The 10,150-nt window shown below is 72.0% G+C and carries 11 protein-coding genes and 1 pseudogene; 6 read left to right on the top strand and 6 right to left on the bottom strand.

What is annotated here, in order from left to right; genetic code table 11:
- Positions 1 to 123: 123 nt before the first annotated feature.
- Complete coding sequence (locus ACFU53_RS26695; protein WP_383997353.1) at positions 124 to 327, bottom strand: hypothetical protein; 204 nt, start codon at positions 325 to 327, stop codon at positions 124 to 126.
- Between the two features lie 9 nt (positions 328 to 336).
- On the bottom strand, positions 337 to 987 hold the full coding sequence (cofC, locus tag ACFU53_RS26690; RefSeq protein ID WP_383997362.1) for a 2-phospho-L-lactate guanylyltransferase: 651 nt from the start codon (positions 985 to 987) through the stop codon (positions 337 to 339).
- Between the two features lie 164 nt (positions 988 to 1,151).
- On the opposite strand from cofC, the gene ACFU53_RS26685 reads away from it, so the two are divergent.
- The 3 genes from ACFU53_RS26685 to ACFU53_RS26675 are packed head-to-tail and all read left to right on the top strand — an operon-like array spanning position 1,152 to position 4,185.
- On the top strand, positions 1,152 to 1,961 hold the full coding sequence (locus ACFU53_RS26685) for a lysophospholipid acyltransferase family protein (protein ID WP_383997350.1): 810 nt from the start codon (positions 1,152 to 1,154) through the stop codon (positions 1,959 to 1,961).
- Positions 1,958 to 2,968 carry an NAD(P)H-dependent glycerol-3-phosphate dehydrogenase gene (locus ACFU53_RS26680; protein ID WP_383997347.1) on the top strand — a complete coding sequence of 337 codons (1,011 nt, stop codon included), beginning with the start codon at positions 1,958 to 1,960 and terminating at the stop codon, positions 2,966 to 2,968. Before ACFU53_RS26685 ends, ACFU53_RS26680 begins: the two co-directional genes overlap by 4 nt.
- A gap of 59 nt (positions 2,969 to 3,027) precedes the next feature.
- A complete protein-coding gene (locus ACFU53_RS26675; RefSeq protein WP_383997344.1) occupies positions 3,028 to 4,185 on the top strand; it encodes a D-alanine--D-alanine ligase family protein in 1,158 nt (385 codons plus the stop codon).
- Between the two features lie 109 nt (positions 4,186 to 4,294).
- On the opposite strand, the gene ACFU53_RS26670 is transcribed toward ACFU53_RS26675, so the two are convergent.
- Together ACFU53_RS26670 and ACFU53_RS26665 are read right to left on the bottom strand one after the other, a co-directional pair.
- Positions 4,295 to 4,816: a DUF3515 family protein gene (locus tag ACFU53_RS26670; RefSeq protein ID WP_383997341.1), complete on the bottom strand. Its 522-nt coding sequence runs from the start codon at positions 4,814 to 4,816 to the stop codon at positions 4,295 to 4,297.
- A 20-nt stretch (positions 4,817 to 4,836) separates the two neighbouring features.
- Complete coding sequence (locus ACFU53_RS26665; RefSeq protein WP_257567340.1) at positions 4,837 to 5,070, bottom strand: Lrp/AsnC family transcriptional regulator; 234 nt, start codon at positions 5,068 to 5,070, stop codon at positions 4,837 to 4,839.
- A 218-nt stretch (positions 5,071 to 5,288) separates the two neighbouring features.
- Between ACFU53_RS26665 and ACFU53_RS26660 the strand changes: the two genes are divergently transcribed.
- Positions 5,289 to 6,254, top strand: a complete 966-nt coding sequence (locus tag ACFU53_RS26660; RefSeq protein WP_257567341.1) for a thiamine-phosphate kinase — start codon at positions 5,289 to 5,291, stop codon at positions 6,252 to 6,254.
- Complete coding sequence (gene thiD, locus ACFU53_RS26655; RefSeq protein WP_383997337.1) at positions 6,251 to 7,084, top strand: bifunctional hydroxymethylpyrimidine kinase/phosphomethylpyrimidine kinase; 834 nt, start codon at positions 6,251 to 6,253, stop codon at positions 7,082 to 7,084. The genes ACFU53_RS26660 and thiD overlap by 4 nt, the downstream gene beginning before the upstream one ends.
- On the opposite strand, the pseudogene ACFU53_RS26650 reads toward thiD, so the two are convergent.
- A pseudogene (locus ACFU53_RS26650) lies at positions 7,059 to 7,724 on the bottom strand (hypothetical protein); the annotation flags it as partial. The gene thiD and the pseudogene ACFU53_RS26650 sit on opposite strands and share 26 nt — an antisense overlap.
- Before the next feature lie 231 nt (positions 7,725 to 7,955).
- The gene (gene rpmB / locus ACFU53_RS26645) at positions 7,956 to 8,141 is read right to left on the bottom strand and encodes a 50S ribosomal protein L28 (protein WP_003993230.1); all 186 of its coding nucleotides are present in this window, start codon (positions 8,139 to 8,141) and stop codon (positions 7,956 to 7,958) included.
- 316 nt (positions 8,142 to 8,457) lie between these two features.
- On the opposite strand from rpmB, the gene ACFU53_RS26640 reads away from it, so the two are divergent.
- Positions 8,458 to 10,143, top strand: coding sequence for a DAK2 domain-containing protein (locus ACFU53_RS26640; RefSeq protein ID WP_383997334.1), 1,686 nt, complete (start codon positions 8,458 to 8,460; stop codon positions 10,141 to 10,143).
- The last annotated feature ends 7 nt before the right edge of the window (positions 10,144 to 10,150 follow it).

Below are 10,150 nucleotides of genomic sequence, written 5' to 3'. Positions count from 1 at the left end.
CCTGTCGAGGAGCCCGGCCCGCGGCGTGTTCTGGGGAGTTTTGGGGTGCCTGTCCGCCGTGGGGGAACTTGTTCGCGGGGCGTGGGGGAACTTGTTCGCGGGCGGGTGCGGCCTGTCCGTGGTTCAGAGCGTCTGCAGGGTGATCAGGGTGATGCGCAAGGCTTCGCCCTTGCCCTCCGTCTCGATGCGGACGCGTTGGCCCGGGCGGAGGAGGCGCAGGGCGCCCGCGTCGAAGGCCGGGGCGCCGAAGGGGAGCGGGGTGCCGTCGTCGAGGAGGACCTGGCCGGTGCGGGTGGCGGGGTCGTAGGTGTACGCGGTGGCCTGCATGGCCGCAGCCTACTGGCCGGGGATCAGCAGGCGCGCGGCCGCGGCGGCCGTACGGGGGCCGACGCCGAGGCCGAGGGCGGTCCGGAGATCGTCGCCGGTGTCGACGTCCTGGCGTACGGAGTCGACGGTCGGGAGGGTGAGTTCCACGGCGCCGGAGCGGCGGTGGCGGAGGCGGGAGTCGGGGCCGAAGACGGGGGAGAGGTCGTGGCCGGGGGTTGCGGCGAGCAGGGTGGTGCCGGTGCCGGCGGCGTCCGGGAGGAAAGAGCGGGGGAATTCGGCGGCCGCGTTCAGGACGCGGGTCAATTCCTCGGGGCGCAGGGCGGGCAGATCGGCGTTCAGGGCCGCCACGGGGCTTTGCGGGCGTACATCGCGTACGACGGCTGTTCCGTGCCGCAGAGCGGCGTTCAGGCCGTCTCGGGGGCCGCTGCGGGGGCGCTCCGGGACGGTGCGGGCGCCCAGGGCCGCCAGCTCGCGGGCGGCGACGGGGTCGTCCGTGACCACCACCACACCCCGGACCGCCGTGGCGGCCAGGGCCGCGGCCACGGTGTCCTGGGCGAAGGCGAGGGCCAGGCCGGGGCGCACCCCGTCGTCGGCGGTGTCCGAGAGCCTGCTCTTGGCCCGCGCCAGAGGCTTCAGGGGTACGACCAGGGTCCACTGCACGGCGTTCCGTCCCTCTCTCGTCGCCGCCATTGTCACCTGGGCGCAATGGGCGGCCGCAGGCCGGGGCGTACGGTGTTCTCGACAGACCGGCAGCCCGGGGCGACACTTGTGCGGCTCCGGGCCCCGGAACAGGGCCCTGGGAAGTCCTAGAGGAAGGTGTCCGCGTGCCCCGCCGGAGAATCGGCTTCTGGTACCGCCTCGCCGCGGTGATCGCCAAACCGCCACTGGTGGTGCTGATCAAGCGGGACTGGCGTGGAATGGAGAACATTCCGGCCGAGGGTGGCTTTATCACCGCTGTGAACCACAATTCGCATGTCGATCCCTTTGCGTACGCCCATTATCAGTACAACAGCGGCCGGGTTCCGCGATTTCTCGCGAAGAGCGGTCTCTTCGGCAAGGGATTCATCGGCGCCTTGATGCGCGGCACGGGACAGATCCCCGTCTATCGCGAGAGCACCGACGCGCTGAGCGCCTTCCGGGCCGCGATCGACGCCGTGGAGCGCGGCGAGTGCGTCGCCTTCTACCCCGAGGGCACCCTCACCCGCGACCCGAACGGCTGGCCCATGACCGGCAAGACCGGAGCCGCGAGGGTCGCTCTGCAGACCAGGTGCCCGGTGATCCCGGTCGCGCAGTGGGGCGCCAACGAACTGCTGCCGCCGTACGCCAAGAAGCCCAGCCTCCTGCCGCGCAAGACCCACCGCGTGCTCGCGGGCCCGCCCGTGGACCTCTCGCGCTTCTACGGCCAGGAGATGAGCCCCGACCTGCTGAAGGACGCGACGGAGGTCATCATGGCCGCTGTCACCCACCAGCTGGAGGAGATCCGCGGCGAGAAGGCACCCGAGACGCCGTACGACCCGAAGCGGGAGCGGATCGAGCAGCGGCGCAGGACCGCCCGGGCGATCGTCGACCATCAGAAGCAGCACAGTACGGTCCAGCGCGCACAGGAACATCAGGAAGAGGGGCAGGGCAAGTGAGCAAGCCGGTCAAGGCGGCCGTCTTCGGCACCGGTTCGTGGGGCACGGCCTTCGGCATGGTGCTCGCCGACGCGGGCTGCGACACCGTTCTGTGGGGGCGGCGTCCGGAACTGGCGGACGCGGTCAACTCCACCCGCACCAACCCGGACTACCTGCCCGGCGTGGAACTCCCGGCGAACCTGCGGGCCACCACCGACCCCGCCGAGGCCGCCGCAGACGCCGACTTCACCGTCCTCGCCGTCCCCTCCCAGACGCTGCGCGCCAACCTCGCCGACTGGACCGGCCTGCTGGCGCCCGACACCGTCCTCGTCTCGCTGATGAAAGGTGTCGAACTCGGTTCCGCCATGAGGATGAGCGAGGTCGTCGAGGACGTCGCCAAGGTCGGCCAGGATCGCATCGCCGTCGTCACCGGGCCCAACCTGGCACGCGAGATCGCCTCCCGCATGCCGGCCGCCTCCGTGGTCGCCTGCACCGACGAGGCCGTCGCCCAGCGGCTCCAGACCGCCTGCCACACCCCGTACTTCCGCCCGTACACCAACACCGACGTCGTCGGCTGCGAGCTGGGCGGCGCGGTGAAGAACGTCATCGGTCTCGCCGTCGGCATCGCGGACGGCATGGGCCTCGGCGACAACGCCAAGGGGTCGCTCATCACGCGCGGTCTCGCCGAGACGACCCGGCTGGGTCTGGCGATGGGCGCCGACCCGCTCACCTTCTCCGGACTCGCGGGCCTCGGCGACCTGGTGGCGACCTGCTCCTCACCGCTCTCCCGCAACCACACCTTCGGCACCAACCTCGGCAGGGGCATGACCCTGCAGGAGACCATCGCGGTCACCAAGCAGACCGCCGAGGGCGTCAAGTCCTGTGAGTCCGTGCTGGACTTGGGGCGTCGGCACGGCGTCGACATGCCCATCACGGAGACGGTCGTCGACATCGTCCACGACGGCAAGCCGCCGGTCGTCGCCCTCAAGGAGATGATGTCGCGCAGCGCCAAGCCGGAACGACGCTGAGCGAAAGCGACAGTATGGGCACTGACTGGCGCCCTACCAACGGGTACTCTCAACGCGATATGAGCAGCGAGAACCTCCCCCAGAGCCCTGAGCAGCCGTCCCGCAAGCCGCGCGTGGCCGTCGTCTTCGGCGGCCGCAGCTCGGAACACGGGATCTCCGTGGTCACGGCCGGCGCCGTCCTGCGGGCCATCGACCGGACGAAGTACGACGTCCTGCCGATCGGCATCACCAGGGAAGGCCGTTGGTTCCTCACCGCCGACGAACCGGAGCGCATGGCGATCACCGACCGTCGCACGCCCAGCGTCGAGGAGCTCGCCGAGTCGCGGGAGGGCGGCGTGGTGCTCCCCGTCGACCCCGCCAACCGCGAAGTCGTCTACAGCGAGCCCGGATCGGTGCCCAAGGCGCTCGGTGAGGTCGACGTCGTCTTCCCCGTCCTGCACGGCCCGTACGGCGAGGACGGCACCCTGCAGGGCATGCTGGAGCTCTCCGGTGTCCCGTACGTCGGCTCGGGCGTCCTCGCCTCGGCCGTCGGCCAGGACAAGGAGTACATGAAGCGGGTGTTCACCTCCTTCGGGCTGAAGGTCGGCCCGTACGTGGTGATCCGGCCGCGCGAGTGGCAGCTCGACGAGTCCGCCGCCCGCAAGAAGATCATCGATTTCGCCGGTGAGTACGGCTGGCCCCTCTTCGTGAAGCCCGCCCGCGCGGGCTCCTCCATCGGCATCACCAAGGTCGACGACCTCGCCGGTCTCGACGAGGCGATCGCCGAGGCCCAGCGTCACGACCCGAAGATCCTTGTCGAGGCGGCCCTGCGCGGCCGTGAGATCGAGTGCGGTGTCCTGGAGTTCGAGGACGGCCCCCGGGCCTCGGTCCCCGCCGAGATCCCGCCGCCGGAGGCCCACGCCTACTACGACTTCGAGGCCAAGTACATCGACTCGACGCCGGGCATCGTCCCGGCCCCGCTGACTCCGGAGGAGACCGCCGAGGTCCAGAGGCTCGCGGTCGACGCCTTCGACGCGGCGTCCTGCGAGGGCCTGGTCCGCGCGGACTTCTTCCTCACGGAGGACGGCGAGTTCGTGATCAACGAGATCAACACGCTGCCCGGTTTCACCCCGATCTCGATGTACCCGGCGATGTGGAAGGCGAGCGGCATCGAATACCCGGAGCTGGTGGACCGCCTGATCCAGGCGGCGCTGCACCGCTCGACGGGCCTGCGCTGAGGAGCGCCCCGCAAGGGGCGCGGGGCTGTATCGATTTGCGGCTCCACCGCGTGGGCGCGACCAGCCACAACGGACTCGCAGCCTCCCGACGGCCTCCCGAGGCACCCCCTCAGGAGCCAACCCCCTCAGGAACCGCCTTCTTGATGGCAGGCGCCAGCCCGACAAGGATCGGCGAGGTGTCCTCCCCGGCCCGATCCGCGGACACCGCAACCTCGACATACGCGGCGCGATTGGCGGTGGTGAAGCGGTACGACCCGTCGTCCCGCTTCTCCATCAGCCAGTCCACCCCGTCGACGGCCCCGGCCACGGCATCGGCATCGCGTCCCTCCGCCACCTCGGGGTCGATCATCTTCGGCGGCTGAGGGACACCACAGCGCAGTATGATCACCGCGTCACCCCAGCCCGCCGTCAGCTCGGAGGCCGGCTGCGGATCCTGGCGGCCGAGACCGTCCACCTCGCGCGGCAACACCTCGTCCAGGTTCCGGCACAGTTTCACGGCGGCAGCCCCAGCGCTGGGAACCGCCGCCGAGCCGCCGTCGTCTGCTGAGGAGCAGCCCGCGACGGCGATCAACGACATGGCCAGGACGGGCAGCCCGAGGCGAGCGGAGTGCCGGTGACGGAACGAGTTCACCGGCCAAGGGTAGACGGGGGCTACAGGTGCACGACCGGGCAGGTCAGGGTGCGAGTGATCCCGTCCACTTGCTGGACCTTCGCGACCACCAGCCGGCCGAGGTCGTCGACGGTGTCGGCCTGGGCGCGCACGATGACGTCGTACGGACCCGTCACGTCCTCGGCCTGGACGACCCCAGGGATCTTGCTGATCGTGTCGGCGACGGTCGACGCTTTGCCGACCTCCGTCTGGATCAGGATGTACGCCTGTACCACGGAACCTCCAGGGCGGCCACGAGGATCATGTGGGGAAAAGGAACGCCACGGTATCGCGTCGCCACGTGCCGCGGGGAGACCCGTGGAGCCCGCGCCGCGCACACCGGGGTGCGGGGACGACGGAAGTTGACGGTCCACTCGACCGTACCGAGGACGAGAATGGCCCGCGACCGGGCGCGAGTGACACTGGAAGCGGCACGAGAAGGGGCGATACGACGATGAAGGGCACCGTGGGAGAGCTGGGGGAGTTCGGGCTCATCAGGGAGCTCACCTCCCGGCTCACCACCACCCCGGCGGTCCGGGTCGGCCCCGGCGACGACGCCGCCGTGGTGGCGGCGCCGGACCGCAGGGTCGTGGCGAGCACCGACCTGCTCCTGGAGGGACGGCACTTCCGGCGCGACTGGTCCACGGCGTACGACGTCGGACGCAAGGCCGCCGCGCAGAACCTCGCGGACATCGCCGCCATGGGCGCCGTACCCACCGCGCTGCTCCTCGGCCTGGTCGCGCCCGCCGAACTCCCGGTGACCTGGGCCACCGAGCTGATGGACGGCCTGCGCGACGAGTGCCAGGTCGCCGGCGCGGCCGTGGTGGGCGGTGACGTCGTCCGCGGGGACACCATCATGATCTCGATCACCGCCCTCGGTGATCTGCGTAATCACGAGCCCGTGACCAGGGGCGGAGCCCAGCCCGGCGACGTCGTGGCCGTCACCGGCTGGCTCGGCTGGTCCGCCGCCGGGCACGCGGTGCTCTCCCGCGGCTTCCGCTCGCCCCGCGCCTTCGTGGAGGCCCACCGGCGCCCGGAGCCCCCGTACCACGCGGGGCCGGCCGCCGCCTCCCTCGGCGCGACCGCGATGTGCGACGTGAGCGACGGGCTGATCGCGGACCTGGGGCATATCGCCGAGGCGAGCAAGTGCCGCATCGACATCCGCTCCGGCGCGATCGACATCCCCTCCCAGATGAACGACATCGGGCAGGCCGTCGGCGTAGACCCCATCCAGTGGGTGCTCACCGGCGGCGAGGACCACGCGATCGTGGCGACCTTCCCGCCGGATGTGAAGCTGCCCGCGCGGTGGAAGGTGATCGGCGAGGTCCTCAACCCCTCCGCGCTGCCCCAGGTGACCGTGGACGGGGCGCCCTGGACCAGCAAGGGCGGCTGGGACCACTTCGGGGACATCGAGTCATGAGCGGGTCCGGGGCCGCCGGGCCGACGGGTGCCCCACCGAGGGTGCTCACCGTGGCCGGCTCCGACTCCGGCGGCGGGGCGGGGATCCAGGCCGACCTGAAGACGATGCTCGCGCTCGGGGTGCACGGCATGAGCGTCGTCACGGCCGTCACCGCGCAGAACTCCCTCGGTGTGCAGGGCGCTTGGGAGCTTCCCGTGGAGGCCGTGCGCGCCCAGTACCGCAGCGTCGTCGACGACATCGGCGTCCAGGCGGTCAAGACCGGCATGCTCGCCTCCGCCGAACTCGTCGAGGCCGTCGCCGAGTTGCTGGCCGCCACGGGCGCGCCGGTCGTCGTCGACCCGGTCGGCGTCTCCAAACATGGCGACCCGCTCCTCGCCGCCTCCGCGCTGGACTCGGTACGGACGCGACTCCTGCCGGTGGCCACCGTCGCGACCCCCAACCTCGACGAGGTCGCCCAACTCACCGGTGTACAGGTCCGGTCGGAGGCAGGGATGCGCGAGGCGGCCGAGGCCCTGCTGGCGTACGGGCCCCGATGGGCGCTGATCAAGGGCGGCCATCTCTCCGGAGACGCCGTCGACCTGCTGACCGACGGCTCCGAGGAGTACTGGCTGCGGGCCCCCAGGTACGACAACCGGCACACGCACGGCACCGGCTGCACCCTCGCCTCCGCGATCGCCTCGCAGCTCGCGAAGGGGCAGACCGTGCCGGAGGCCGTGGCGACGGCCAAGGAGTACGTCACCGGGGCGATCGCCGCCGGGTTCGCGCTCGGCGGGGGGATCGGGCCCGTGGCGCACGGGTGGGCCCTCACACGGGGTACTCCGGCAGTTTGATGTTCGTCGCCGACTTCTCGGTGAGCCGCTTGAAGAAGGCCGCCAGCGGACGGGAGGCGAGCAGCCGGTACGTCCGGTCCCGGCTGCGGATCCGCCGCTCGGTGGGCGGCGCGAAGAACGGGCCCGCGTTGCCCGAGGTCTTCTGGCAGCCCTTGGCGAAGTTCCGGATCCGGGACTCGTACGCGGCGAACGCCGTACGGTGATCACCGCCCGGGAGGGCGAGTTCACCGGCCAGGACGTACGCGCCGACGATCGCCACACCGGTGCCCATGCCGCCCATCGTGGCGCCGTACCCCGCGTCCCCGAGCAGCGCGACCCGGCCCTCGGTGAGCCGGTCGACATGGATCTGCGCGATCGCGTCGAAGTGCAGGTCGTCGGCCGCCTCCAGCGCCTTGAGGGCGTTCGGTGCCTCCCAACCCATCCCCGCGAAACGCTCGGCGAGGATCCGCTTCTGCGCGGCGGTGTCCCGGCGGTCGTACGACAGCCGCTCGGAGCGGAAGACCAGCAGCGCGCCCGGCCCCACGGATCGTCTTTCATCTGCACGGCCCGGATCCCTTCCTCCACGGACAGGACCGGGCCGCCCACGAGCGACCAGATGACCATCGTGGCCGGCAGCCGCAACGGAGCCTCCAGGGCCCGTAGTACGGCCGCCACGCGCGCGAGGCGCTCGGGTTCGCCGTGGTCGTCGCCGCACCCGGCGACCGTGTTCAGCAAGAGAGCGTGCGGGCACGGCAAAAGGAGATGTGGGAGGGCGTGCGGGCACAGCAGAAGAACGTGCGAGAGGACGCGTGGGCACGGCAAAAAGCCGGCCCACCCTACGGTGGACCGGCTCTGTGCGGCGAACCAGCAGTGGCCGCGCGCTGGCTGAGCGTCAGCGCGAGACCTTGCCGGCCTTGATGCACGAGGTGCAGGCGTTCACGCGCTTCGGCGTCCCGCCGACCACGGTACGCACGCGCTGGATGTTCGGGTTCCAGCGACGGGACGTACGGCGGTGCGAGTGCGAGATGTTGTTGCCGAAGCCCGGCCCCTTGCCGCAGACGTCGCAGTTGGCAGCCACGGGTCACTCCAAAGACTTCAGATGCACTTACGGTTGATCCCGGCATGCCGGGATCACGATCCCAATGACTTGGGATCTGAGTGGCGTTGCCAGGGGGAGTGTCCGGTTTGGATCATCGATCCGAATCGGACAACCGGAGCAGCATACAACGACTGCGTCCGTACAACGAAACTACCATGGCTGGTCCGGGCCTCGTCCCGGCCCTCTTACCGGCGGTCACCACCGCGGGTCTACGCTGCGTGCGACGTGCGGCGTCCCCCCGGTCCCACGTCCAGCAGCCAAGCAGGCAACAGGCAAGCAGCTCAAGGAGGCGCAGGTGCCGCAGGTGCCGCAGACATTCTTCGATGCTCTCGCGGTGCGCACCTGGTGCGGACTCGCGCTGGCGGCGCTGGGACGCGCGCGCGAGGAGATCGACGCCATCAACGTGTACCCGGTGGCCGACGGCGACACCGGCACGAACCTCTACCTGACGATGGAGTCGGCCGCGGCGGCCGTAGAGGCGGTGTTCGCGGGCCACGAGACCGGAGGCCCGCCCGCCGGTGCGGGGAAGCCCACGCTCGCCGAGGCCGCGCGGGCCATGGCGCACGGCGCGCTGATAGGGGCCCGGGGGAACTCCGGGACGATCCTCGCCCAGCTCCTGCGGGGCATGGCCCAGGTCCTCGCCGACGACGGTGAGGCGGTCCACACCGACGGCAAGGGCCTGCGGCTAGCCCTCCGGAACGCCGCCGACTCCGCCCGCGACGCCGTCGCCCACCCGGTCGAAGGCACCGTCCTCACGGTCGCCTCCGCCGCCGCCGACGCGGCCACCGGCGCCGAGGGCGACTGCGGCTCGGTCGCCCGCGCCGCCTACGAGGGCGCCGGTACGGCCCTGGCGGCGACCCCCGCCCAACTGGCCGCCCTGGCCCGTGCCGGCGTCGTGGACGCGGGCGGACGGGGCCTGGTGGCGGTGCTGGCAGCGCTGGTGGAGACGTTCACGGGGGAGGCGCCGAGGGCGGCGGCCGTTTCCGCGGGGCACGCGCGCGTGGCGGAGACCGCCGCGGTCCCGGAGGTGTGCGCCGACGACCGGCCCGAGGCGGGTGGGCCCGCCTTCGAGGTGATCTACCTCCTGGAGGCCGAGGACGCTGCCGTGGCCCGCCTGCGGCGACGGCTGGACACGCTCGGCGACTCGCTGGTGGTGGTCGGCGGGGACGGGCTGTGGAACGTCCATGTGCACGTCGACGACGCCGGGGCGGCCGTGGAGGCCGGGGTCGAGGCCGGGCGGCCCTACCGGATCCGGATCACGCACTTCGGGGCCGAGGACGCGCACATGACCGGTGCGGCCGGGCGGCAGCCGCGCGAGCGCGCCCAGCGGGCCGTCGTGGCCGTCGTGCCGGGGGAGGGGCTGGCCGGGCTGTACACCGAGGCCGGCGCGACCACGGTCCTGGCCCGCCCCGGGGAGCCGCCCGCCAGCGGGGAGCTGGTGGAGGCCGTACGCCGTGCCCACGCGCGCGAGGTGGTGCTGCTGCCCAACGACGCGGACCTCCGCCACACGGCGGCGGCCGCCGCCGAGCAGGCCCGCGCCGAGGGCGTCCGGGTCGCCCTCATCCCCACGCGCTCGGCCGTCCAGGGCATCGCCGCCCTCGCCGTCCACGAGCCCGGCCGGCGCTTCGACGAGGACGTCGTCTCCATGACCTCCGCCGCCGGCGCCACCCGCTACGCCGAGGTCGTCGTCGCCGAGCGCCAGTCCTGGACCATGGCCGGCATCTGCCAGGCCGGCGACGTCCTCGGCCTCATCGACGGCGACGTCGCCGTCATCGGCTCCGACGTCACGCTCACGGCGGCCGCGGTGGTCGACCGGATGCTCGCCGCCGGCGGCGAGATGGTCACCCTGGTCCTGGGCGACGAGGCCCCCGCCGACGTCGTGGACCACGTGGAGACACGGGTACGGGAGTACCTGGCGGTGGACACGGTGGTGTATCGGGGCGGGCGGCAGGGGGCACTGCTGCTGATCGGCGTGGAGTAGGGCTCTC

It is taken from the genome of Streptomyces sp. NPDC057474 (assembly GCF_042802555.1).
Lineage (GTDB): Bacteria > Actinomycetota > Actinomycetes > Streptomycetales > Streptomycetaceae > Streptomyces.
This window is presented reverse-complemented; position numbering and strand designations above follow the sequence as displayed.